The organism is Streptomyces halobius, assembly GCF_023277745.1.
GTDB lineage: Bacteria > Actinomycetota > Actinomycetes > Streptomycetales > Streptomycetaceae > Streptomyces > Streptomyces halobius.
In genome coordinates this window covers 2875828-2899113 of the sequence record NZ_CP086322.1, presented here as the reverse complement: position 1 = coordinate 2899113, position 23286 = coordinate 2875828, and the positions used below count along the sequence as shown (strand labels likewise).

The window sequence follows — 23286 nt, the reverse complement described above, 5'->3', positions numbered from 1 at the left end:
CGGCTGATAGGCCAGGTCAAGCGGGGGCCGGTGGAGAGCCGGTCCCCGCTTTGGCGTGTCTGTTCTTCGATACAGGCTGATGCGAGTTGGAGCGATGAGAGGGATTGGGGCGAATCGAATCGATGTGGTGCGAGTTGGGATGAGCCCGGCCGCACGGTGTCGTCATCGCCGGTGAGCGCTGTCGGGTCCTGCAGCGGAACGACGGTTTTTCGGGGCCGGTTTGCGGCGGGTGTGACGTGGGCACGGTCACGTCCCGTCGTCGTAAGACCCGGCGCGACAGGGCGGGTTGACGCTGATCAAGTTGACCGGGATCACGTTGGGGGCAAGGGGTCGCCGGGCCACGTGCGGGATCGTGTGTTTCCTGGGCCGCGTCCGCCGCTTGTGGGGAGTGGGGGGCCTGGTCCCTGCGTGTCCGGGTGAGCAGGTGGAGGAGCCCGGCGGCCAGCTGAAGGGCCGCGATTCCGAGCAGCAACAGGGGCGGGGGCAGTGCGGAGGCCGCCCCGACGAGGGCGGCTCCGCAGGCCGCGGCCGATATTTTCAGCCCCGCCCCGAGGGTGAAGACCTGGGGTCGTGCGCGCGGCGGAGCATGATCGGCCCGGATGCGCAGGGTCGCGGTCAGCAAGGGGCCCTCGCACAGTCCCGCGACGGCGAACAGCGCCGCGCCAAAGGGCGTCGAGCGGACCAGCGCGGCGGTGGCCAGTGCGAGGCCGGTGCCGAACAGGGCGAGGGTGGCGAGGCGTTGGGCCGTGAGCGGGGGCTGCCACCGGGCCACGGCCAGGGAGCCGCCGAGCGTCCCGATGGCGAAGGCTGTCATCAGGATGCCTCCGTCTCCCGGGCTGCCCCAGTGGTCGGCGAGCGCCTGATCGATCTCGCGAACGCGGTCCGGGCGTCCGCAGATCCGTCGCGGGCCGCACTGGCCGAGCTGCTCGCGCGCCACGGGGAGCACCCGGATGACCTGACCGAGCAGTCGTTCTCGGAGGACGACGCGGACCGCCTGCGGACTGCGGCCCGCCGCATCGCCCACCTCCTCACCGAGGCCGACACCGACCGTGCCGCGCACGCCATCAACGCGCTGCTGGCGGAATGCGGTGCCCGCCCGCACCTGTCCCGTCACGGTGGTCACGCCTGGCATCTGCATGTCGACCGGGGTGAAGACGCTGGTTGGGCCGACTGGTTCCTCGCGTCGAGTGCCCTGGCGCTGGCGCAGATCCTCACCGAATACGGCCGCGTCCCCTGGGGCGAGTGCGCCGCCTCTCGCTGCACCACCCTCTATCTGGGCACCGGGCCCGGGAGCGCCCGCCGCTACTGCTCGACCGCCTGCGCTTCCCGGGAGCGGGTAGCGGCCCATCGACGCCGCAAGCGGGCGGCGGGTGGATAGCGCGGCGGTTCCGGCCACAGGGGCGAGGGGGCGGGCGGCAACGCGATGGAGAGGCGGCCCTCAGCCGCCTCCCCATCGCCACCGATCAACGGCAGCCCGGCATCGGCCCGTCGGCATCCGGTCGAGATCAGCCGTCCGCCGGCGGCCAGCCGGGATCACCCGACTTCCGGAAGTCGGCCGGGATCAGCTGCCTTCCGGCAGCCGACCGGGATCAGCTGCCTTCCGGCAGCCGACCGGGATCAGCTGCCTTCCGGCAGCCCTTCACCCGCCTTCTGCTGCCCGGCGACGCCCTTTCAACGGCCTGTCCATGGGCGTTCGACGTCCCGTCAACGGCCCATCAGCCCGGTGAACGTGTTGGGATCGGCGTCGAATCCGCGGAGCATCGCCCGGAATCGCCATTCGCCCGACGCGTCCCGGGTGAACTCGGCGACGGTCGCGGCGGTGGCGTCCGCGACGTCGGCGAAGTCGTTCTCCGTCAGATCGGTGTACCCCTCGCGGATGTGGACCCCGGTGTTCGCTATGTCGCCGAAGGTCCTCCTGCCCTCGCCCTGCTGGATGGCGACCCCGACGACGACTCGTGTGTAGGTGTCGGACAGCCGGTTCAGTTCCAGCGTCATGACTTCGTCCGGACCGAAGCCCTGGCCGGTCCGGCTGTCCCGGTTGAGGATGATCGTCCCGTCGGGCGACCGGCTGTCGAAGTGCACCAGGTAGGACGGATCGCCGTGCGGCGCGTCCGCCGTGTATGTCGCCGCGATGATGTCGAGGTCATGGTCCGGGGCGCCGAGAGGGCTGGGGTCCCACTTGAGCGTTACCTCGACCTTCTCGATCCCTTTGCTGAACGTGCTCACCGGGCTTCCCTTCCTTCGCATGCGTCGAACCGGGGCGCGCGGAACGGTCGCACTCGGCCCGGCTGCCCGGTCCGGCCTGGTGCCGAGGGCGGGACGTACGCTCCCGAAGGGCCTGCAGGCAGCCGCCGAGTTCCCGGGGAAGCGCGGCTCGCCACCGGGACAGGCGGACAACTCCCCAGAACACCCCGTTGGTTGTTCATCGTGCCACGCCGGGGAGCTCGCGGGGTGGGTGAAGTGCGGTTATGAACAGGCGGGTTCGGGGGGCGGTGGCTGGATTCCGATGTCCGGCCCGTTGGGCGGCGGCCGTTGAGCCACTCCGGAGTGCCGTCCATCGAGTGTCCGTCGAGCCGTTGAGTGTCTGTGGAGTGCCGTCTGACGAGTGCCGTCCGGGGCGCGCACAGGGGTCCGGAAAGGTCCGGCCTGTCGAGCTGGTATGCGGGGTGAGGCCGCTACATCGCACCGCCCCGGCTCAGGCCGTCGACTCCCCCCCAGAGGCGGTTGAGATGCGCGTCGAGGACATCCATCGCCGTCTCGGGGGAGAGGTGCCCCATGAGGACGTGGGCGGTGAGCCCGTCGGCGAGGGCGAGCAGAGTCCGCGCCTCGCGCTCCGGGTCGCGGGAACCGGCGCCGTCGGTGGCTCCGGTGCTGCCGCCCGATCCGGTGGCTTCCGTGACGAGCCGCGTGAACACCGTCTCCAGGCTCGCGTAATTGGACCGCAGGATTTCGGCCAGTGACGGGCTCACCGCGGCCTGCGCCAGGAACGCCAGCCAGACGCGCGCCTCGGCACGGTGCTCTTCCCGTAGCAGCGAGATCTCGGTCGTGGCGTGCCCCAACGCCGTACGGGCCGACTGGGCCGGTGAGGCGACGAGCCGCGCCGTCACTCGCGCCGAGACCCGCTCGCCGATGTACCCCAGGGCGAAGACCAGCATCTCCTCCTTGGTGCGGAAACAGCGCTGCACGGCCCCCATGGAGACCTCCGCGCGGGCCGCCACATCGCGCAGGGTGACGCCCTCCAGGCCGCTCTCGTCGGCGAGTCGGCATACGGCCTCGGCGATCTGCCGGCGTCGGCTCTCGTGGTCCACCTGCTTGGGCATGCCGCGCGCTCCGGTTTATTCGATGCGTTCGTATCGGTCGCAATGCTACGCTTCAGCGAAGCGATGCAGGCGCATCGGAACGGCTTTCGGAGAGCATGCGCGAAGCGCACGGAACGCATACCGAGAGCCGCGAAACACACTGGAGGACGGGGTCATGCAGAACGCGCTGTGGAGGATGACCGCCGCCGCGCAGGCAGCGGCGGTACGCGACGGCGAGGTGACGGCGGTCGAGCTGGTCGACGCCCATCTGGAGCGGATCGCCGAGGCCAATCCGGCCGTGAATGCGGTGACCCAGCTGCTCACCGACCGGGCGCGCGCCGACGCGGCCGCGGTCGACCTGCGTCGTGCGGCGGGCGACGAACTGGGGCCGCTGGCGGGCGTGCCCTTCACCGTCAAGGAGACCACCGACATCGAGGGCGTGCCGACGACCTACGGCGCGGAGCGCTTTCGCGACAGTGTGGCGCGCACCGATGCGCCCCCGGTTTCGAGGCTGCGCGCCGCCGGCGGCATCCCGATCGGGCACTCCAACATGCCGACCCTGATCCTCGCCGGCGTCCACACGCGGAGCGAGCTGTTCGGTGACACGGCCAACCCGTGGAGCGGCGCCGTCACCCCCGGTGGCACCAGCGGCGGGGACGGCGCGGCCGTGGCGACCGGGATGGCGGCCATCGGACTCGGCAACGACTCCGGGGGATCGGTGCGTATTCCCGCGTCCTTCTGCGGCGTCGCGGCATTGAAGCCGACCTACGGGCGGTTCGCCGCGGATCACCGCATCGGGCCGGACGACCCCGCCCTCGCCGCCCAGGTGCTGGTGGTCGACGGCCCGCTGGCACGTACGGTCGGCGATCTGCGGCTGGCGTACGAGGCGCTGGCCGGGGCCGATCCGCGTGACCCGAGGGCGGTGCCGGTGCCCCCCTACGGCGAGCCGCCGGTACGTCCCCTCAAGGTGGCGATGGTCACCGACCCCGGTGGGCAGGGCGTGCATCCCGTGGCGCGCGAGGCCGTTGAGAGCGCCGCGGACGCGCTGCGGGACGCCGGGTACGAGGTCCACGAGGTGGCGGACGTACCGCGGCTGGATGACGCCCTTGAGGTCTACGGCCGGATGACGCTCACGGAATTCGCCACCACCTGGCCATGGGTCAAGCCGCTGCTGGGGGAGGGCGGGCATCGCTATATCGAGCTGGGGATGGCGAATCGCGCCCCGGTGGAGCTGACGGAGTATCTGCGGCTGACCGGCGTACGACTGGGCATCCGCCGCGACTGGGCGGCGTTTCTGGACGAGTATCCCCTGGTCCTGGGGCCGGTGTTCACCGATCCGCCGTTCGCGCCCGGGGAGGAGGCACGCGATGCGGCAGGCCACCAGCGGGTGCAGACGGCGATGCGGCTGTGCACCGCGACCAGCTTCGTCGGGGTGCCGTCGGTGGCCGTGCCCACCGGGGTGCTGGACGGGCTCCCCTCTGGAGTGCAGATGATCGGGCGCGCCTACCGGGAGGACCTGTGTCTGGAGGCGGCGGAAGCGGTGGAACTGCGGCTGGGAGTGCTGACGCCCATCGATCCCCGCCCGTAAGGCCGTACCGCCCCGGCCGTAGGCCCGTACCGTCCCGTCCGTAAGGCCGTCCCGTCCGCAGGGTCTTCCCGCCCCGCCCGTCACTCCGGGCTGTCCGCCCGTAAGGCCGTGCCGAACTGCCCGTAAGCGCATCGGCCCCTGCGGGTAAGGGAGTTCGGGGAGAAATGGGGTGTGACGCGCCGTGACGTCTTGGTGGCCCGGGGCCGTACGATGGCGCGGTGCTGGTCAAGTGGATTCGCCTCACCGTTGTGGACCGTCGAGGTTTTGAGCGGGGGCAGCGGAAATGGGCGGGGCTGCTGGGTGAGCCGGGGTTTCGGGGACAGTGCGGCGGATGGAGCCGGACCCGTCCGGGAGTCGCGCATCTGGTGGGGTTCTGGGAGAGCCGGGCGTTCTACGACTCCTTCATGGCGCGCTCGCACGACCGGCTGGCAGCCGCCCAGGTCGGCACGTACAAAGACCAGCGGGTGCGGCTGTTCGCGCATGAACTCGACGTGAAGGTGGGCTTCCGGCCGGCCTTCGGCGACGCGGATGTGCTGCGGCTGGCGCACTGCCAGGTGCGCCAGGACCGGGTGGATCACTTCATGCTGATGCAGGAGAAGGTGTGGAACCCGGCGATGGCGGGGTCACCGGGCATGCTGCGGGGGATGCTGGGGCGGGCACCGGGGGAGGAGTTCCTGGTGTTGTCCCTGTGGCAGTCGGCGGCCGAGCGGGGGAAATACCGGCCGGAACGGGTGGAGCGGCTGGCGCTGCGGGCCCAGATAGCGGCGGATGTGCGGGCGATCGCGGGGGACGTGGTGCAGCTCGAACCATCATGGACGGTGTGAACGGTCACGGATGGTGCGAACGGTCACGGACGGTGCGAACCGTCATGGGCGGTGTGAACCGTCATGGGCGGTGTGAAGGGCGGCGTCAGGAGACGTCCCCGAGGGCGGCTGCCGCGCCTGCGCGACCGGTGGTGAACACCCCGGCGCGGGCGGCGGCCAGCGCTGCCGCCGCTGCCTGGTAGGCGAGTGCGTCGTCGACCGGCTCCCGAGTGATGAACAGGCGGAAGAAGAGCGGCGCGGATACCGACCGGACGAGCGCTCCGGCGTCGATGGCGGCGCCTCGGGAGCCGTCCGCTGTGGCGTCTGCATCGGCGTCCGGGGCGTCTGTACCGGTGTCCTGGACGTCTGTATCGGCGTCTGCAGTGGTCGGCAACTCTCCTCGCCGGACGGCGCGTTCCACGATCGCCTCGCAGCGTGTGAACCGCTCGGCGTAATAGGCGCGCAGCGCTGTGGCGGCCCGCTCCGACTGGAAGGCGGCCGCGATCATCGCGGAACCCGACGCCGCTGTCGCCGGATCGCTGAACGACGCGACGACTTCCCGGGCGAGGGCACGCAGATCGCCCTCCAGGGAGCCGGTGTCCGGCGGGACCCAGTTGTCTTCGCCCGCCAGATCCAGGGCGTCCGCCACCATGCCCTCGACGTCGCCCCAGCGGCGGTAGAGCGTCGTCTTGTGGACGCCGGAGTGCTCGGCGACGTATTCGACGGTCAGGCCGGGATATCCGTGCTCGCTGAGCCCGGTCAGCACGGCGTCACGGACCGCGGCCCTCGTGCGGGCGGTGCGTCCGCCGGGCCGCCGGCTGCCGGGGGTGGGCGTGGGGGAATCGGCTTTGCCGGTCAATTGCAACTCCTGTTGCATTAGTGCGGGTGACTGTGTCATCATCACATCGTAACGCAACAAGGGTTGCGTTTGCTTGATCGAAGGATCGCCTGCCCGGCGGCCGGACCGGAGGATTGATTGCCCACCCAGATCTCGCTACGCGATGTCACCAAGTCCTACGCCGACCAACCGCTGTTCGACGGCGTCTCACTGTCGATACGACCCGGTGACCGCATCGGGATCGTGGGGGAGAACGGCGCCGGGAAGTCGACCCTGCTCCGCATCATCGCGGGCGCCGAGCAGCCCGACGAAGGCCATGTCGTACTACGCGCCGACGGCGGCATCGGCTATCTCGGCCAGACCCCCGACCTCCCCCCGGACCACATGGTCCAGGACGCGATCGACACCGCTCTGGCAGATCTCAGAGACATGGAACGCCGGCTGAGAACGCTGGAGGCCGGGCTGGACCGTGCCTCGCCCCAGCAGCTGGACGAGTACGGCGATCTGCTCACGCTCTTCGAACTGCGCGGCGGATATGAAGCCGATGCCCGCGTCGACAAGGCGCTGTACGGCCTGGGGCTGGACCGGGTCGACCACGACCGCCCGCTCGGCACCCTCTCCGGAGGCGAACAGGCCCGGCTGGGGCTCGCCTGCCTCATCGCCGCCTCGCCCGAGGTCATGCTCCTCGACGAGCCGACCAACCATCTCGACGCGGCCGCCCTCGACTGGTTGGAAGACGCGCTGCTCACCCGACGCGGTACGGTCCTCGCCGTCTCCCACGACAGACTCTTCCTGCAGCGCGTCGCCACCGCGATGATCGAGGTCGACGCCGACCGCAGGGCCGTGGTGCGCTACGGCGGTGGTTACCGCACCCTCGTCGCCGCCAGGGCCGCCGCCCGCAGGCGCTGGGAGCAGGACTACGACCGGTGGCGCGAGCAGATCGCGCAGCTCACCGACTTCGCGGCGGTTACGGCGCACAGCGTCGCCTGCGACGGCGCTTCGGCGGCCGCCCCTGCGAAATACGCGACGGCCGCCCGGTCCTCACCGGCACCTGAACGAAAACCGCGGCAGCCAGCGCCGTACGCGCCACCCGGGTCCCGGCCCGGCGCCGGGCCGTGCCGGCGTGGATCGAGTCAGCGCGGGATGAAAGCGAAATAAACCGACATCAGGGGTTGATGAACAGTTTTCCGTCCCGCGTCCGCTCCGTGGAGTGGACCTTGCCGAGCGCCCCGCGCACGGCCGCGGCGATCGTGCCGTTGACGATGCTGGGCCGGACCGGTGTCGCCTCGTGCGCGTGCGCGACGGCGTCCAGGAACAGCTCGCCCTCCCGGCTCCGGTGCGAAACCGAGAAGCAGCCGAGGGCCGCGCCGTCCGCCTCCGGGGCGGCCATGTCCTCCAGCACATGCGCGTGCCGGACGCCGTGATGGGCGTCCACCCCGTAGGGATCGTGCACGACGGTGCGGTGCGTGATCGCGGCGACGTCCTCGGCGATCCAGACCCCGGATCCAGCCCATGGGGGTGACTGAAGGAGAGATTCGCGAGGTGGACGTCCTTGCCCTGGTCCGTCAGGGACAGCGCGAGCGGCAGCCCGGTATAGGCGTCGAAGCCACCGCCCGCACCGGCGACGAGAACCCGCCGCGCCGACCGCAGGCGGGTGAAGAAATGAGGGGACATGCAGCGCGGACACGGCCGCGAGCGTAACGGCATGCGCCATGCACAGAGCACGCGTTTTAGGGTGGCGGCATGGCCCGGCCCCGACGCATCGTCCTCATCCGGCACGGAGAGTCGGAGGGGAACGTCGACGACACCGTGTACGAGCGGGAGCCCGACCATGCGCTCAGCCTCACGACGACCGGGCTGCGGCAGGCGCAGGAGGCCGGCCGCGCCCTGCGGGCGATATTCGGCGAGGAACGCATCTCCGCCTACGTATCGCCCTACCGCCGCACCCATCAGACCTTCCAGGCGCTCGGCCTGGACCTGGCCAGGGTCCGGGTGCGCGAGGAGCCCCGGCTGCGCGAACAGGACTGGGGCAACTGGCAGGACCGGGACGACGTCCGCCTCCAGAAGGCGTACCGCGATGCCTACGGCCACTTCTTCTACCGCTTCGCCCAGGGCGAGTCCGGCGCTGACGTCTACGACCGGGTCGGGGCCTTCCTGGAGAGCCTGTGGCGCAGCTTCGAGGACCCGGACCACCCGCCGAACGTCCTGATCGTCACGCACGGCCTCACCATGCGGCTGTTCTGCATGCGGTGGTTCCACTGGTCGGTGGCGGAATTCGAGTCGCTGTCCAATCCGGGCAACGCGGAGTGGCGCAGCCTGCTCCTCGGCCCGAACGGGCGCTACTCGCTCGATCGGCCATTTGCCCGCTGGTGTGAACCCCAGCCTTATGGCATCACCGGTTAGAGTGCACACCGATGACCGCCGACCACCGTGACGCAGACCGCTTCGCGCGGGCGCTGGCCAGCCTGCGCGGCCTCTCCGTGGGCGATGCCCTCGGATCCCAGTTCTTCGTCCCCACCCACTACCCCTCACTCAAGCGCCGCGAGCTGCCGCCGACCCCCTGGCAGTGGACCGACGACACGGAGATGGCCTGTTCCGTCCTGTCCGTGCTCACCGCCCACGCCCGGATCGACCAGGACGCCCTCGCCCGCTCCTTCGCCGACCACCACGACTTCGACCGCGGCTACGGCCCGGCCGTCAACCGCATGCTCCGGCTGATCCGGGAGGGCGGCGACTGGCGCGAGCTGGCGTCCGGACTCTTCAACGGCCAGGGCTCGTGGGGTAATGGCGCCGCCATGCGTATCGCCCCCCTGGGCGCCTGGTACGCCGACGACCCCGAGCAGGCCACACACCAGGCGGAGATCTCCGCCTACACCACCCACCAGCACCGTGAGGCCGTCGTCGGCGCCATGGCCGTCGCCGCCGCGGCCGCCCTGGTGGCCGCCCCGGAACGCCGTATCGGCCCCACCGAGCTGCTCGACGGCGTGCTGGAGCTGATCCCGCGCAGCGCCGTGCAGGCCGGGCTGCGCCGGGCCCGGGACATGCTCGACTACGCCGACTCCGGCACCGTCGCCGCCGTCCTCGGCTGCGGCCGGCGCACCAGTGCCCACGACACCGTCCCCTTCACCCTCTGGGCCGCGGCACGCCATCTCGGCGACTACGAGAACGCGTTTTGGACCACCGCACAGGCCGGCGGCGACGTGGACACCACCTGCGCCATCGTCGGCGGCATCATCGCGTCGAGCAGCGACGGCGCCCCGCCCCAGGCATGGCTGGACGGCACCGAGCCCCTCCCGTCCTGGGCACCGGCGCACACCGGCTGACCGCGCCGCCCGCTCCCAACGGGGGCCGACGGAAGCCGACTTCACCCCGCTCCCTCCCCGTTGGCCCCGACGGCGCACCACCTCCCGTCATGCCGTCGCACCGCCCGGTCCCGCGTCCGCCTACCCGCCGGTAGACGCGTCGGCCGATGCCGTCCGCACGGTCGCGGGCGCCATTTCGTAGCCCGGTGCGGATCCGGTGCGGACGGCCGCACCGAAAAGGCGTAACCTTATGGCGCCATGCCGTACGAGCCCCCTACCCACACCGTCGAGCGATCACTGCGCGCCACTACGGGCGCCAAGATCGTCGCAGGTGTCGACGAGGTCGGGCGCGGAGCCTGGGCCGGTCCGGTCAGTGTCTGCGCAGCCGTCACCGGCCTGCGCCGCCCGCCCGCCGGACTCACCGATTCCAAGCTGCTGACAGTCAAACGCCGCACCGAATTGTGCGAGGTGCTCGGCGAGTGGGTCACCTCCTACAGCCTGGGGCACTCCTCCTCGGAGGAGATCGACGACCTGGGCATGACCGCGGCGCTGCGGCTCGCCGCCGTGCGCGCCCTGGAGGGGCTGCCGGTCCGGCCGGACGCGGTCATCCTCGACGGCAAGCACGACTACCTGGGCGCGCCGTGGCGGGTCCGCACGGTCATCAAGGGCGACCAGTCCTGCGTCGCGGTCGCCGCCGCGTCCGTGATCGCCAAAGTGCGACGTGACGCGCTGATGAACGAACTGGGTCTGGAATACGCCGACTTCGAATTCGCGACCAATGCCGGCTATCCCTCGCCGACCCATCGCATCGCCCTGGAGGAGTACGGTCCTACGCCGCATCACCGAGTGTCGTGGTCCTACATGGACACCCTGCCCCGGTGGCGGCACCTGAAGAAGGTGCGCGTCACCCCCGAAGCAGCCGCTCTGGAGGCCGGTGGCCAACTCGGCTTCGACTTCTGAGCGGTGCGGACGTGAATTCGGTACCCGATGACGCGTCCCGCACCTACGTTTGATAGACATCCCTTTATGCCTCTCATCCCCGAGGAGCCTCAGATTCACGAGAGTGTCCCGGGTCCCCGCGCTACTCCGGCCGCCGGCCGCACCGCGTCGACCCCCCGTCCCGTTCCTGGTCCCGGACCCCGCCCCGCGCCTCCGCGTGGCGCTCCCGCGTCCAGTGCCCGTCCGGGCAAGCCCGGACCCGCTGCCCCGCCGCGTGGGCCCGTCGCCGCTGCGTCGGCGCAGCGCACCGGCTCCCCGCAGCCCACCGCCGGTGACTCCGGCACCGCCGCGGGAGCCCAGCTCCAGCTGATCCCGGCACCCGCCGAGGGCGCCGTCGACGCCGCCGACGAGACCGTCGATCTGCTGCTGGACTCCGGGCGTGCGCCGAGCGAGATCCTGGTGCTGACCACCGGCGACCCCCACCCGTGGGCCGCACACGAGCTGTCCTTCGGCGAGGCGTCCTACTGGGCCCAACACGACGCCGCGGACGACGTGTTCTACGCGGACGCCGCGGCCGAGCGCGCCAGCGGCCGGCCCGTCGTGGTCGTCGCCGTCAACGGTGGTACGGACGAGGTCACCGCGCGGGCCCTGCCCTCGGCGATGGCCCGTGCCGGAGTGCTGCTGATCGTCTGCGGCGACCCACAGCGGATCAACGCCGTGCTCGGCGCGAACGCCTAGCGGCCACCGCGGCTACGGCTGCTGTCGCTCGACGCTGCCCGTCGGCCAGCCAGGCAGGGCGGGCTCGTCAGCGCGTCCGGAGTGTGTGGCCCCGCCCGGTGGGCGGGGTGCGGACGGCGCGGTTCCGGGACGTTGGACCGGGGCGCGTGCGTTGCCCATCCGATCAGCGTGCCGCCGTGTGCCGTTGAGCCGCCGCCACGCCACCCCCCGAGTGCCGGGGCGCCGCACGGGTGCCGTTCCGGGGCGGCTCGGACGGCGACGGCCGCCCTGGGGGGACACGCTCCGCCGGAGCGGGCGACGGGATCGCCGCCCGCTCCGGCACGACCGGACGCCGCGCCGCCAGGCGTGGCGCATCCGTGCGCCCTGGGCTGCTGTGTGGTGAATCGGTACGCGCTGGGCCGGTGCGCGGGGAATTCGTGCGTGGCGATTCCGCGGACGGCGATTCCCTACGCGGTGATGCTGTTCGCGGTGCCTGCCTACGCGGCGTTTCCGTGCGCGGCGGCTCTGTCCGCGCTGTCCCACGACGCGGCTCCGTACGGGGCGCAGCCGGCGGCTTCGGCCCGGGGCGGCGCCCGCCTCTGCCCTCTCCCAGCACCTGCCAGCGGTCGCCGGTCAGCGTGATGTACGCCCCGCAGCGCAGCCCGTGCAGGGTGCAGGCGTCGCGCAGTCCCCACATCCACGCTCCGTCCGCCTCCGTCCAACGGGGCTCGCCCTCACGGCAGTAGAGCAGCACGGCCGTCCGGACCGGGACGCGCAACCGCAGGTCGTGCGGGATGATCCGGCGCAGATGCGCCAGCAGCGCATTGCGGAACTGCCAGCCATCCGGAGCGACCGCGGGCTCGGTGAACGACGCGCTGGCAGTCACCCGCTCCTCCGGATCCAGCACCGCCACAACGGCCGTCGACGGCACCGGACGATGACGGTGGTGCAGGTCGGCGACCACCTCACGGGGGTTGCGCAGCAGCGGAATTCCGGCCGAGGCCCACTCGGAGAGCTCCAGCATCCGGCTCAGCCGGGCGGTGGATTCGGTGGATGCGGGCGGGGACACATGCGATGGCGGGGCGAAGCCGAAGACCACGGTCCTCCCTTCGTCTACGCGTCCACGCGTCGGGCGGCGGCCGGGCGCGAAAGCGCACCACGGCATGGCCCTGCCTGACCGCGAACGGTCCGGTACGGGGAAGCGATGCCAATTCTTCCTGTCGCACACCCATGCGGCAACGAGCAATTCGTGGCCACGGCCCGGAATCGCCCGGTGCGCCGTCAATATTCCTGCCCGCCGCACCCGCCTCCGATGCCCGACGCCCTCTTCCCTCTCTCGTGCCGCGGCTTACCCCTGTACGGCGAGGACCAGCGGAAACACCCCCTCGGCTCCCGCCCGGCGCAGCAGCCGGGCGGCCACGGCCAGCGTCCAGCCGGTGTCGGCGTAGTCGTCCACCAGGAGCACCGGGCCGCCGGCCGACTCCAGGGCCCGCGCCAACTCCGGTGGCACGCTCAGCGAACCGTGCAGGGCCCGCAGCCGCTGAGCGCTGTTGCTGCGCGGAATCCTGCCGTCCGCTCCGTCGTCCACCGAGGCCACCGTCCCCAGGAACGGCATCCTGCCGACCGACGCGAGCCGTTCGGCGAGCGACCGGATCAACTGCGGGCGGGTACGCGACGCGAGGCAGACGACGCCCACTGGGCGGGCCGGTGCGTCGTCTTCTCCAGAGGCCCAACCACCGGGTCCTTTGGCCCAGTCGGCGAGGACCGTGACCACCGCGGCCGATACCTCATCGGGGACCGGGCCGTCCGGTGCCTGCGGTGCGAGCATCGGGCGAAGCCGGTTGCCCCACCCGATGTCGGACAGCCGGCCCAGCGCACGGCCCGTCGCGGCCAACTCACCTGCCGGGATACGCCCCTTGAGGTCGAGGCCGATGGCCGGCAGCCCCGTCGGCCACATCCGCCGCGGCTCCACCTCCACACCGGGGCGCCCCAGCTCGCCGCGCGCGGCGTCCAATGAGGCGGCGGACACCTCGGTGCTGAACCTGGCCCCCGCGCAGTTGTCGCAGCGACCGCACGGCATGGCCGCTTCGTCGTCCAACTGCCGCCGCAGAAACTCCATCCGGCAGCCCGTCGTGCCGGCGTACTCCCGCATCGCCTGCTGTTCGGCCTCGCGCTGACGGGTCACCCACGCATAGCGCTCCGCGTCGTACGACCACGGGCGGCCGGTGGCCGTCCAGCCGCCCTTGACGCGACGCACCGCGCCGTCCACATCGAGCACCTTGAGCATGATCTCCAGGCGGGACCGGCGCAGTTCGACCCGCGGCTCCAGGGCCGGCAGCGACACCGGCCGGCCCGCGGCCGCCAGGACGTCCAGCGTCTGGCGCACCTGCTCCTCGGACGGGAAGGCCAGCGACGCGAAGTACTTCCAGATCGCCTCGTCCTCGCGGCCCGGCAGCAGCAGCACCTCGGCGTGCTTCACCCCACGCCCCGCGCGCCCCACCTGCTGGTAGTAGGCGATGGGGGAGGACGGCGACCCCAGATGCACCACGAACCCCAGGTCGGGCTTGTCGAAGCCCATGCCCAGCGCGGACGTCGCCACGAGCGCCTTCACGCGGTTGGCGAGGAGATCGTCCTCGGCCTGCTGGCGGTCGGCGTTCTCCGTCTTGCCGGTGTACGAGGAGACCGTGTGGCCCCGGTGCCGCAGGAAAGCCGTGACCTCCTCGGCGGCGGCGACGGTGAGCGTGTAGATGATCCCCGAACCCGGAAGCTCCTGCAGATGGTCCGCGAGCCAGGCGAGCCGGTGCGCGGCGTCCGGGAGCGGCAGCACGCCCAGGCTCAGGCTCTCCCGGTCCAGCGGGCCGCGCAGGACCAGGGCCTCGGCGGCGTCACCCGTCCCCAGCTGCTCGGCGACATCGGCCGTCACCCGGGCGTTGGCCGTGGCCGTCGTGGCGAGCACCGGGACACCGGGCGGGAGGTCGGCGAGCACTGTGCGCAGCCGCCGGTAATCCGGCCGGAAATCGTGGCCCCAGTCGGAGATGCAGTGTGCCTCGTCGACCACCAGCAGGCCGGTGGCCGCCGCGAGTTTGGGCAGCACCTGATCGCGGAAATCGGGGTTGTTGAGCCGCTCGGGACTCACCAGCAGGACATCCACCTCGCCGGCCGCCACCTCGGCCTGAACGGTGTCCCATTCCTCGGTGTTGGACGAGTTGATCGTGCGCGCGTGGATCCCGGCCCGCGCGGCCGCCTCCACCTGGTTGCGCATCAGCGCGAGCAGCGGGGAGATGATCACGGTCGGTCCGCTGCCGCGCTCGCGCAGCAGCGCCGTCGCCACGAAATAGACCGCGGACTTTCCCCAGCCCGTGCGCTGCACGACCAGGGCACGGCGGCGGTCGGCGACCAGCGCCTCGATCGCCCGCCACTGGTCCTCGCGCAGCCGGGCCCCGCCGCCGGGATCGCCGACGAGTCGGGTCAGGACGGCATCGGCCGAGGCACGCAGCTCTTCGTCGCTCATACCCCCATGCAACCCGATGCCACTGACAATGCGCGAACCCCCGCCCGAACCTGTGGATAACTGCGTCACCTCCGAGTTATCCACAGGGGTCGCGGCGGAGCGGCCGGTCGCGGGATCTTCGAGCCATGAATCCGCACAGTGAACCGTCCAAGCCCGGCACCAACGACAACTCCTCCGCCGAATCCACCGAGTCCAGCCAATCCGCCGAATCCATCGAGTCCACTGAGCCCACTGAGCCCACCGAGTCCAGCCAATCCGCCGATGCCGCCGCATCCTCCGGCGCGTCCGACACCACCGGCCCGGCCCGAAACGCGCCACCTGCCGACCCCTTCGCCCATTCCGTCGGCACCGCCCGGAGCCCGGAGCCCGAAGCCCAGGTCACCCTGCGCGGCCCGGCCGAGCTCGCCGACGCGTTGCCGTATCTCATGGGCTTCTATCCGGACGACAGCATCGTGATGGTGGCGCTGCACGGCGAACGCGGACGCTTCGGCGGCCGGGTCAGGCTCGGCATCCCGACGGACACCACCCAGTGGCCGGATGTGTCCGACCAGCTCGCCGACTGCCTGGTGTCGGCCGGCGAGGCCCCCTCCACCCGCCCCGCGGGCATCCTCGTCTTCCTGTGCCAGGAGCCCGCGGCGGGCGAGAGCGGCCAGGACGTGAAGGACCGGCTGCGGCCCCTGGCCCAGCGGCTGCGCACCGCCTGCGGCGCCCTCGACGTCCCCGTCATCGAAGCCCTCTGCCTCTCCAACGGCCGCTACTGGTCCTACTGTTGCCCCGATTTCCGCTGCTGCCCCGCCGAGGGCACGCCGCTGGCCATGCCCGGCACGTCCGTGATGGCCGCGGCCGCCGCGTTCGCGGGCATGCAGGTGCGCGGCTCGCTCAAGGAGATGGAGGCCCGGCTGACGCCCCGCACCGGACCACGGGCGGCCGACCAGGAGAAGGCCCTGGACGCCGCGGCCGCCGCTCTCGTCCCGCGCATGCTCCGGCGGGCCGGCGCCGCGGTCCTCCGCCGGGACACCCTCGACCGGGCCGGCGCGATGATCCGCCGGTTCCGGAAGGACACGCCCTCCGGCAGCAACCGTGCCAGGGACGCCTGCGACGACGCGCTGATCACCGACGCCGAGGCCGCCGATCTCATCCTCGGCCTCCAGGACCGGATCACCCGCGACCGGGCGGCGGAGTGGATGGACGGCCCCGAGGCCGCGCCGGCCCTCCGGCTCTGGCGCGCCCTCGCCCGCCGCTGCGCCGGCGGCTATGCCGAACACGCGGCGGCACCGCTCACCCTCGCCGGATGGGTCTGCTGGTCCACCGGAGACGGTCCGTCGGCTCGGGTCGCCCTCGGCCGCGCCCTGGCTGTCGACCCCGACTGCCTCTTCGCCCAGCTGCTGCACCACGCCATCAATGAGGGCCTCGATCCGGAGCCGATCCGCCGCTGCCTGCGCGGCCAGCGCGAAGAGGCGGTGAGCGCGGACCGCGCGCTGTCGGCCGCCGTCAAGGAGGCACCGAAGCCCGGCACCCGCTCCAGGGCTGCCCGCTCCGGTGCCGCCGACCGACCCCGCAAGCCCCGTGGCGCCACCGGACCGGGCGGCCGTACGACCGACGGACGGGGCACCCGCCGGGCAGGCCGGGACGGCGACCGGAGCCGGCGGTGACCGTGCCCTCGGTGTGCGGCCGGCGTGACCTGGGCGCCGGCCGAGCCGTTCAGGTTTGTGGCGCAGGCCGTACGGAGCCCCGACCCCACCAGGGAGCGCAGAGCGTGCCAGGCATCGTCCCCACCACTCACCCGGCCCTCCGGTCGCACGAAGAACGGCGCCCCGCGCCACACCACAGCCCCCACCCGCCGCCACCCCGTATCCCCCAACCGCAGCCCGTCCACTCCGCGCTGATCTGCGTGGCCCTGCCGGCCCTCGCCGTCTCACCCGCCTCGGGCCAGCTGACCGGCCAGGGCCTGGACGGCTACTACCGCGACGGCCGGCGGATCCTCTCCCGGTGCGAACTGCGCGCCGCGGGCGATGAGCCACTCGTCGTCCAGGGGCGGTTGACCGGTGCGGACCGCGCGCGGTTCGTCGGGGCGATCCGCAGAACGGGCGAGCGCGGCCCGGATCCGGAGATCCGCATGGAACGGCTGCGATACGCCGACGGCACCGAGCGGATCACCTTCCGCAGCAGTTCCGCGCGGCCGGTCCGGCTCCCGGTCGAAATCCTGCTGGGCACCGACCTGGCCGAGCTGGGAGCCGTCGCCGTCGGCCTCGCCGGGCCCGAACTCCGGGCCGCTGTCCATGGATCGGGGCTGCGCTGGTCCGGGCCCGGGGTGCACGCGGTGCTGTCCGCCTCGCCCACCCCGCAGGACGCCCTGGCCTCGGCGGGTCTGCTGCGCTGGGAGCTGGACCTGCCGCCGGGCGGTCACCACACCCTCGAGCTGCGCACCCGCCTTGAGCACGATGCCGGCGATCGCCCGAGCGACCACGGCCTCGCGGGAAGCCACCGGCGTCCCGCGGGGCCCCGGATCCCCGGGCCCCGCTCCGGGATCGTCCTCCCGCGGACACGCGGCGAAGGCCCGCCGCGCCCGTGGGCGGCCGCGCAACTGGAATGCGACGACCACCGGGCCGACGCTCTCCTTTCGGGCAGCCTTGACGATCTGCGCGGACTGCTGCTGCGCGATCCCGCCGCACCCATGGACGTGTACGTCGCCGGTGGGTTCCCCTGGCGCTGCGGCCTTGCACCCGCCGAGGCGCTGTGGACCGCCCGGATGCTGCTGCCAGTGGGCACCCGGCTCGCCGCGGGCACACTGCGCGCGCTCGCCCGTACCCAACAAGCCACGCCAGGGGCGGATTTCGGTCGAATTCCCGGCGCCCTCCGGGACGCGGGACCGCATGCCCCACCGAGCTGCACGGGCGTCGAGGCCACGCTGCTGTTCCCCACGGTGCTCGCGGAGGCGCGCCGCTGGGGGCTGCCCGAGCAGGAGACCGAACGGCTGCTGCCCGCCGCGGAGCGCTGTCTGAGATGGCTGCGCGTCGCGGCCGCCTCACCGGGCGCGGGCCACGGCTACCTCCCCGACCCCGGGCCGGACGGACCGTACCGCTGCGAGACGCAGGCCCACGCCCATCGCGCCGCACTCCTGGGCGCCGACCTCCTCGACGCCTTCGGATATGCCGGCGCGGCGGAGCTGCGCGAGTGGGCCGCGGATCTCCGCGTCCGGTTCCGTACGGATTTCTGGCTGGAGGATCGCGCAGGCGGCCGCCCCGCCGCCCTCCGCTCCGCCGACGGCCGCCCAATGCCGCACCTCGGTTCCACGACCGCCCATCTGCTCGACACCGGCCTGCTCGGCCGCGGCGCCCTCGCACCGGGCCTGCTGGACGCGGCACAGACCGGCCAGCTGGCCAGGCTGCTGGCCGGTCCCGCCCTCGACTCCGGCTGGGGCCTGCGCGGGCTCGGCGCGAAGGAGAGCGGCTACAACCCGTTCGGCCACCGCAGCGGAGCGGTCCGCGTCCACGAAACCGCGATCGCCGTCGCGGGCCTGGCGGCAGCAGGCCACGAGAAGGCGGCCGGAGCCCTGACCAGAGGCGTTGTGGGCGCGGCGGAGAGCTTCGGCCACCGGCTCCCGGAGATGTACGCGGGGGAGCAGCGCACGGTGGACAGCGTCCCGGTGCCCCACCCGGCGGCCTGCCGCCCCGCCGCGGTGGCGGCGGCCGGCGCGGTACAGATACTGACCGCGCTAGCCGGGCTGCGCCCCGATGTCCCCGCCGGGACGGTCGCCGTCCGTCCCCTCGGCAGCACCCCGCTCGGCGCGATGCAGTTCACCGGCCTGAGCGTCGCCGAGCAGCCGTTCGCCGTACGGATCAGCAGGCTCGGCATGGGGATGGTGGAGGTGGCCGCGGACGGTCTGCAGCTGGGGTCCTGACAGGCTTGGGGGCCTGTTTATCGTCAGGCGGACGACTATGATCACGGCATGCCTCCCTACGACCCGTCGGCCTTCCCGCCGTTCGCCGTCACTGTCGACCTGGTCGTGCTCACCGTGCGCCGCCACGCCCTGTGCGCGTTGGCCGTGCGCCGCGGTGAGTCGCCGTTCCAGGGCCGCTGGGCCCTGCCCGGTGGATTCGTCCGGCCCGATGAGGATCTTGAGGACGCGGCCGCCCGGGAGCTCGCCGAGGAGACCGGACTGCACGCCCACCCGGCGGCCGGCCCGCCACCCGCGTACGGCGCGCACCTCGAACAGCTCGCCACGTACGGCGACCCCAAGCGCGACCCCCGTATGCGGGTGGTGAGCGTCGCGCACCTGGTGCTCGCCCCCGACCTGCCCGCCCCGAGGGCCGGCGGCGACGCCCACAGCGCACGCTGGGCGCCGGTGGAGACCCTCCTGGACCAGGAGGGCACACACGCCCGCGACAGTGATCTGGCGCCCCCGCTCGCCTTCGACCACGCACGGATCCTCGCCGACGGAGTGGAGCGCGCCCGCTCGAAGATCGAATACTCCTCGCTCGCCACGGCCTTCTGCCCGCGGGAATTCACCGTCGGAGAGCTGCGACGGGTGTATGAGGCGGTCTGGGGCGTCGCCCTGGATCCCCGCAACTTCCACCGCAAGGTGACCGGCACCCCCGGGTTCCTGGTGCCCACCGGTGGTACGACGACCCGTCAGGGCGGCCGCCCCGCCCAGCTGTTCAGGGCCGGCGGAGCGACGCTGCTCAACCCGCCGATGCTGCGCCCGGAGGTCTGACCCGGAGCGCGACGGGCCACGGCGGGTCACGCCGTCATGCCCCGCGCCGTCACCCGGCCACGTGTGCGCCGCATCAGGGAACACGGCAGCACGCCAAGAGTCGAAAATTCCCGTTAAATAGGACATATCGCGCTACCTTTGCCGGGTGAGCCCTCTCGTACCCCCGGCTGCCTCGCAACGGTCTCACGCCCCGCGAGGGACGCGATGATCCAGGCCATCGGACTGACCAGCGAACCCCGTGGCGAACAACCGCCCGCCGTCGACGACCTCAGCTTCGAGGCACGGCCGGGCTTCGTCACCGTGCTCCTCGGTGACGAGGCCGCGGGCAAGACGACTGTCCTGCGCCTGATGCTGCAACTCGAATCCGGCCGCGGCGTCGCCCTCTTCCGCGGCCGCCCGCTGCACCACGTACCCAACCCCGCCCGTGAACTCGGTGTCGTCCTCGGCGACGTCCCCGGTCACCCCGCCCGTACGGCCCGCGGGCACTTGCGCATGCTCAGCGCCGCAGCCGGCGTCCCGGCCGGCCGAGCCGACGACATGCTCGACCTCGTCGGCCTCAGCGGACTGGCCGACCAGTCCCTGGGCGGGCTCTCCCGCGGCATGGACCGCCGGCTCGGCCTGGCCGCGGCCCTCCTCGGAGACCCGCACACCCTTGTGCTCGACGAACCGTCCGAGGGAGTCGCGCCGCGGGAGGCGGCATGGCTGCACACCATGCTGCGCGGCTATGCCGCCCAAGGCGGCACCGTCCTCGTCACCTCCCGCGACGCCAGGGAAGCCGCCCGGATCGCCGACCGCGTGGTCACCGTCGACGACGGCCGGCTCGTCGCCGACCAGGACGCAGCCGACTTCGCCCGCACCCGGCTGCGTCCCCGGGTGGTCGTCCGCTCCCCGCAGGCCGACCGCCTCGCTTCCCTCCTCATCGACGAGTCCCAGCGCGCCCAGCGCGCCGCGGACCCCGCCATCGGCCGCGCCATCGAGGTCGTACAGGAGAGCGGCAACCGCATCGCCGTCTACGGGAGCACCTGCGCCGCTGTCGGAGAGACCGCCTTCCGGCACGGCATCCTCGTGCACCGGCTCGCGGACGAGGCCGGTGACACCGGCCCCGTCACCCCGCTCCACCGTGCCGACGGCCGGTCCCCGCGCCCCGCCGCCGACATCCCGCTCGATCCCGCCCCCACAACACAGTCCCCGGAGAACGAAGCCACCCCTTCCACCGACGTCGCCGCCCCCGCCGACCACGACATCACCACCCCCGGCGTCGACGAGACGTCCGACACCGTCACCCTCCCGGTCGTCCAACCCGCGACCCCCACGCCCCGCCCGGCGCGATCCACGCGGCCACCGTCCGCCGAACACCTCACGATTCCCCGTCTGCCCGCCCCCGGCCCGGCATGGCCGCTCCGCTACGAGCTGCGCCGTACGGTCAGTGACCGCACCGGTCTGTTCGTGACCGTTACGTCCATCCTCTTCTCGCTGGCCCTTGCGCTGCTGCTGGCCCGCCATGGCGACGCCCCGATGTCACGTGTGCTGACCGGCTGGCCCCGTCAACTGCCCTTCCCTCCGGCGGCACTCGGCGCCGGCCTGCTCGGAGCGCTCGCTTTTGGTCAGGAGTTCAGTTACCCGGCGCTTGCTCCCGAACGCGGCACCGTCCCCCGTCGTCTCGGCCTGCTCGTCGCCAAACTTCTGGTCAGCGGCGCGTGCGCGCTGGCTCTCGGTGCCTGCGTACTCGCCGCGAACGGCGCGGCTGCCCGCTTCCTGTTCGGTCCGGAATCGGTCACCGGCATCGCCGAGTTGCCTGTTCTCACCGCTGGTTGGGCGGGGCTGCTGGTCGGCTGCGCATGGGCGGGCGTACTGGCCGCCGGCGTATTCCGGTCCACCGCAATGGGATTGGCGGCGGTACTCGCCGTCCCGGTCGTGGTGGTGCCTTTCGTGCAACGCGTGGTGGCTGAATCCGCTGCTCGTTCCCTGAGCGGCCTCCCGGGGCGACTGAGGTCGCTGACTCCCGTGGGATGGCCTTCCGGAATCGACCATGGTGTATCAGTCGTGATGCGACTGGCGACTCAACCCGTAGGCAGCGCAATGACGTTGTCGCTGACCGCCCTGGTCTGCGCCTATGCCCTCACCGTGCGCCGCAGGCGGACACATTGACGGCGGACGGCGCGCGTTTTACGGCACCGTTGTTGCGCCCCGTGTCTGCAACTCGCCGTCGAAGGCACATTTCTTTCCGATAAAGCGTCAATTGCGAGATGGCGGCAGATCACCCTTTCGTGTGCTTTTCACCAAAGACCTCAAGGGTGTTCAGGGTGTCGCCGACAAAGGATGCGTGAGTACCCTTGCGCACACCATGATGACCGCGGCTCGCCCCGGCGACACCGGCCTCGCAGGTCCGGGCGAGCTTGACCGCTACCCCTATGCCAACGCGGCGAACGCCGCCAGTACGGCCGGCGCCGAACGCGCCGAGCGCGTCGCACCGGCATGGGAAGCCTCCGAAGCCGATATGGGCCGGGCCGGCCGCCGGGCGGCGGGCAGCCGCGGCCGCGGCCTGCACGGCCAACTCGTCCAACAGCTGGGCCAGATGATCGTCTCTGGCGATCTCGGCGCCGACCGCCCGCTCGTCCCCGAGGAGATCGGCCAGCGCTTCGAGGTCTCCCGCACCGTCGTCCGTGAGTCGCTGCGCGTCCTTGAGGCCAAGGGCCTGGTCAGCGCCCGCCCCAATGTGGGCACCCGGGTGCGCCCGGTCAGCGACTGGAATCTCCTCGACCCCGACATCATCGAGTGGCGGGCGTACGGACCGCAGCGCGACGACCAGCGCCGTGAGCTGTGTGAGCTGCGCTGGACGATCGAGCCGCTCGCCGCCCGGCTCGCCGCGGGCCACGGCCGCGAGGACGTCCAGCAGCGGCTCGCCGACATGGTCGAGATCATGGGACACTCCGCCGCCCAGGGCGACACCCTGACCTTCGCCCGCGCCGACGCCGAGTTCCACACCCTGCTGCTGCAGCTCGCCGGCAACCGGATGCTTGAGCATCTCTCGGGCATCGTCACCGCCGCCCTGCACGTTTCCGGCGGCCCGTCCGGCGGCTGCGAGCGCCCGGTCGAGACCTCCGTGGGCCAGCACATGCGGATCGTCGACGCCATCGGTTCCGGTGACGCCACCGCGGCCGAATCCGCGATGCGCCAGCTCCTCGCCGCCCATATGGAGGGCGGTGGACCGGGCTCGGGGACGCCCGCGGACCATGTGGTCCCCGCGCCCCGCGAACACTGAGGGCCCGTACCCGGACGCGTACGGAGCGTAGGCATCGAGCGGCCGAGTGTCCCGCGCTCCTCCCCGGACGGGGCGCACCGTACGCGTCGAAGGCGCACAAGATCGCCGGATCCGGGGCGTCGCCCGGATCCGGCGCCGGACCGTGGGAGGGTTGCATGGCATATGACTGGGAATAGGTCGATATGTGGTGTGACTCGGGCCACGCGGATTGGGCGTAACGCTCTTCGGGGAAGCGCGATGACTTAAGAGGTGATAGCCGAGGAGGGGATACGGACGGCGTGCGTGACGCTGTGCAACTCCCCGGCTGACCCCC

At 72.3% G+C, this 23286-nt stretch carries 18 protein-coding genes and 2 pseudogenes; 13 read left to right on the top strand and 7 right to left on the bottom strand.

The features are described from left to right. Nucleotides 1-16 precede the first annotated feature (16 nt). Entirely contained in the window at nucleotides 17-814 is a 798-nt protein-coding gene (locus K9S39_RS13315) for an MFS transporter (protein ID WP_248863553.1), read from the bottom strand. 45 nt (nucleotides 815-859) lie between these two features. Between K9S39_RS13315 and K9S39_RS13310 the strand changes: the two genes are divergently transcribed. Next, nucleotides 860-1378 (top strand): CGNR zinc finger domain-containing protein, encoded by a 519-nt coding sequence (locus K9S39_RS13310; protein WP_319949636.1) that lies wholly within the window; start codon nucleotides 860-862, stop codon nucleotides 1376-1378. Between the two features lie 326 nt (nucleotides 1379-1704). Here K9S39_RS13310 and K9S39_RS13305 read toward each other — a convergent pair whose 3' ends face one another. Both K9S39_RS13305 and K9S39_RS13300 read right to left on the bottom strand, forming a co-directional pair. After that, nucleotides 1705-2226 (bottom strand): TerD family protein, encoded by a 522-nt coding sequence (locus K9S39_RS13305; protein ID WP_248863551.1) that lies wholly within the window; start codon nucleotides 2224-2226, stop codon nucleotides 1705-1707. A gap of 449 nt (nucleotides 2227-2675) precedes the next feature. Continuing rightward, nucleotides 2676-3320: a TetR/AcrR family transcriptional regulator gene (locus tag K9S39_RS13300; RefSeq protein WP_248863550.1), complete on the bottom strand. Its 645-nt coding sequence runs from the start codon at nucleotides 3318-3320 to the stop codon at nucleotides 2676-2678. Nucleotides 3321-3474: 154 nt separating this feature from the next. Here K9S39_RS13300 and K9S39_RS13295 point away from each other — a divergent pair, with 154 nt between their 5' ends. Both K9S39_RS13295 and K9S39_RS13290 read left to right on the top strand, forming a co-directional pair. Next, nucleotides 3475-4887: an amidase gene (locus tag K9S39_RS13295; protein ID WP_248863549.1), complete on the top strand. Its 1413-nt coding sequence runs from the start codon at nucleotides 3475-3477 to the stop codon at nucleotides 4885-4887. A 218-nt stretch (nucleotides 4888-5105) separates the two neighbouring features. Further along, entirely contained in the window at nucleotides 5106-5711 is a 606-nt protein-coding gene (locus K9S39_RS13290; protein ID WP_248863548.1) for a YdbC family protein, read from the top strand. An 85-nt stretch (nucleotides 5712-5796) separates the two neighbouring features. Here the strand turns inward: K9S39_RS13290 and K9S39_RS13285 are convergent, their stop codons facing one another. Then, the gene (locus tag K9S39_RS13285) at nucleotides 5797-6567 is read right to left on the bottom strand and encodes a TetR/AcrR family transcriptional regulator (RefSeq protein WP_248868721.1); all 771 of its coding nucleotides are present in this window, start codon (nucleotides 6565-6567) and stop codon (nucleotides 5797-5799) included. A 99-nt stretch (nucleotides 6568-6666) separates the two neighbouring features. Between K9S39_RS13285 and K9S39_RS13280 the strand changes: the two genes are divergently transcribed. Further along, complete coding sequence (locus K9S39_RS13280) at nucleotides 6667-7686, top strand: ATP-binding cassette domain-containing protein (RefSeq protein ID WP_406707921.1); 1020 nt, start codon at nucleotides 6667-6669, stop codon at nucleotides 7684-7686. A 10-nt stretch (nucleotides 7687-7696) separates the two neighbouring features. Here the strand turns inward: K9S39_RS13280 and K9S39_RS13275 are convergent. Then, nucleotides 7697-8202: pseudogene (locus K9S39_RS13275) on the bottom strand (DUF1152 domain-containing protein); the annotation flags it as partial. Nucleotides 8203-8271: 69 nt separating this feature from the next. On the opposite strand from K9S39_RS13275, the gene K9S39_RS13270 reads away from it, so the two are divergent. From K9S39_RS13270 to K9S39_RS13255, 4 genes are all read left to right on the top strand, one after another. Next, nucleotides 8272-8931 carry a histidine phosphatase family protein gene (locus K9S39_RS13270; RefSeq protein WP_248863547.1) on the top strand — a complete coding sequence of 220 codons (660 nt, stop codon included), beginning with the start codon at nucleotides 8272-8274 and terminating at the stop codon, nucleotides 8929-8931. 11 nt (nucleotides 8932-8942) lie between these two features. Further along, nucleotides 8943-9851, top strand: a complete 909-nt coding sequence (locus tag K9S39_RS13265; RefSeq protein ID WP_248863546.1) for an ADP-ribosylglycohydrolase family protein — start codon at nucleotides 8943-8945, stop codon at nucleotides 9849-9851. Nucleotides 9852-10088: 237 nt separating this feature from the next. After that, nucleotides 10089-10790 (top strand): ribonuclease HII, encoded by a 702-nt coding sequence (locus K9S39_RS13260; RefSeq protein WP_248863545.1) that lies wholly within the window; start codon nucleotides 10089-10091, stop codon nucleotides 10788-10790. Between the two features lie 66 nt (nucleotides 10791-10856). Then, nucleotides 10857-11507 carry a hypothetical protein gene (locus K9S39_RS13255; RefSeq protein ID WP_248863544.1) on the top strand — a complete coding sequence of 217 codons (651 nt, stop codon included), beginning with the start codon at nucleotides 10857-10859 and terminating at the stop codon, nucleotides 11505-11507. A gap of 484 nt (nucleotides 11508-11991) precedes the next feature. Here K9S39_RS13255 and K9S39_RS13250 read toward each other — a convergent pair. Both K9S39_RS13250 and K9S39_RS13245 read right to left on the bottom strand, forming a co-directional pair. After that, nucleotides 11992-12585, bottom strand: a pseudogene (locus K9S39_RS13250) (hypothetical protein); the annotation flags it as partial. 249 nt (nucleotides 12586-12834) lie between these two features. Further along, nucleotides 12835-14997 carry a RecQ family ATP-dependent DNA helicase gene (locus tag K9S39_RS13245; RefSeq protein WP_248863543.1) on the bottom strand — a complete coding sequence of 721 codons (2163 nt, stop codon included), beginning with the start codon at nucleotides 14995-14997 and terminating at the stop codon, nucleotides 12835-12837. Nucleotides 14998-15122: 125 nt separating this feature from the next. Here K9S39_RS13245 and K9S39_RS13240 point away from each other — a divergent pair, with 125 nt between their 5' ends. The 5 genes from K9S39_RS13240 (at nucleotide 15123) to K9S39_RS13220 (ending at nucleotide 22973) form a co-directional block, all read left to right on the top strand. Then, a complete protein-coding gene (locus K9S39_RS13240; RefSeq protein WP_248863542.1) occupies nucleotides 15123-16649 on the top strand; it encodes a DUF4192 domain-containing protein in 1527 nt (508 codons plus the stop codon). 239 nt (nucleotides 16650-16888) lie between these two features. Further along, nucleotides 16889-18898, top strand: a complete 2010-nt coding sequence (locus tag K9S39_RS13235) for a glycogen debranching N-terminal domain-containing protein (protein WP_248868720.1) — start codon at nucleotides 16889-16891, stop codon at nucleotides 18896-18898. Nucleotides 18899-18946: 48 nt separating this feature from the next. After that, entirely contained in the window at nucleotides 18947-19711 is a 765-nt protein-coding gene (locus tag K9S39_RS13230) for an NUDIX hydrolase (RefSeq protein ID WP_248863541.1), read from the top strand. A 204-nt stretch (nucleotides 19712-19915) separates the two neighbouring features. Continuing rightward, nucleotides 19916-21859 (top strand): ABC transporter ATP-binding protein, encoded by a 1944-nt coding sequence (locus K9S39_RS13225; protein WP_248863540.1) that lies wholly within the window; start codon nucleotides 19916-19918, stop codon nucleotides 21857-21859. Nucleotides 21860-21980: 121 nt separating this feature from the next. Then, complete coding sequence (locus K9S39_RS13220) at nucleotides 21981-22973, top strand: FadR/GntR family transcriptional regulator (protein WP_283112312.1); 993 nt, start codon at nucleotides 21981-21983, stop codon at nucleotides 22971-22973. Nucleotides 22974-23286: the final 313 nt, after the last annotated feature.

Excerpts from the sequence above, each read along its gene's own strand:
- K9S39_RS13240 (WP_248863542.1), top strand. The coding sequence starts at position 15,123 with ATGAATCCGCACAGTGAACCGTCCAAGCCCGGCACCAACGACAACTCC.
- K9S39_RS13295 (WP_248863549.1), top strand. The coding sequence starts at position 3,475 with ATGCAGAACGCGCTGTGGAGGATGACCGCCGCCGCGCAGGCAGCGGCG.
- K9S39_RS13230 (WP_248863541.1), top strand. The coding sequence starts at position 18,947 with ATGCCTCCCTACGACCCGTCGGCCTTCCCGCCGTTCGCCGTCACTGTC.
- K9S39_RS13225 (WP_248863540.1), top strand. The coding sequence starts at position 19,916 with ATGATCCAGGCCATCGGACTGACCAGCGAACCCCGTGGCGAACAACCG.
- K9S39_RS13315 (WP_248863553.1), bottom strand. The coding sequence starts at position 814 with ATGACAGCCTTCGCCATCGGGACGCTCGGCGGCTCCCTGGCCGTGGCC.
- K9S39_RS13300 (WP_248863550.1), bottom strand. The coding sequence starts at position 3,320 with ATGCCCAAGCAGGTGGACCACGAGAGCCGACGCCGGCAGATCGCCGAG.
- K9S39_RS13285 (WP_248868721.1), bottom strand. The coding sequence starts at position 6,567 with ATGCAACAGGAGTTGCAATTGACCGGCAAAGCCGATTCCCCCACGCCC.
- K9S39_RS13270 (WP_248863547.1), top strand. The coding sequence starts at position 8,272 with ATGGCCCGGCCCCGACGCATCGTCCTCATCCGGCACGGAGAGTCGGAG.
- K9S39_RS13255 (WP_248863544.1), top strand. The coding sequence starts at position 10,857 with ATGCCTCTCATCCCCGAGGAGCCTCAGATTCACGAGAGTGTCCCGGGT.
- K9S39_RS13260 (WP_248863545.1), top strand. The coding sequence starts at position 10,089 with ATGCCGTACGAGCCCCCTACCCACACCGTCGAGCGATCACTGCGCGCC.
- K9S39_RS13245 (WP_248863543.1), bottom strand. The coding sequence starts at position 14,997 with ATGAGCGACGAAGAGCTGCGTGCCTCGGCCGATGCCGTCCTGACCCGA.
- K9S39_RS13265 (WP_248863546.1), top strand. The coding sequence starts at position 8,943 with ATGACCGCCGACCACCGTGACGCAGACCGCTTCGCGCGGGCGCTGGCC.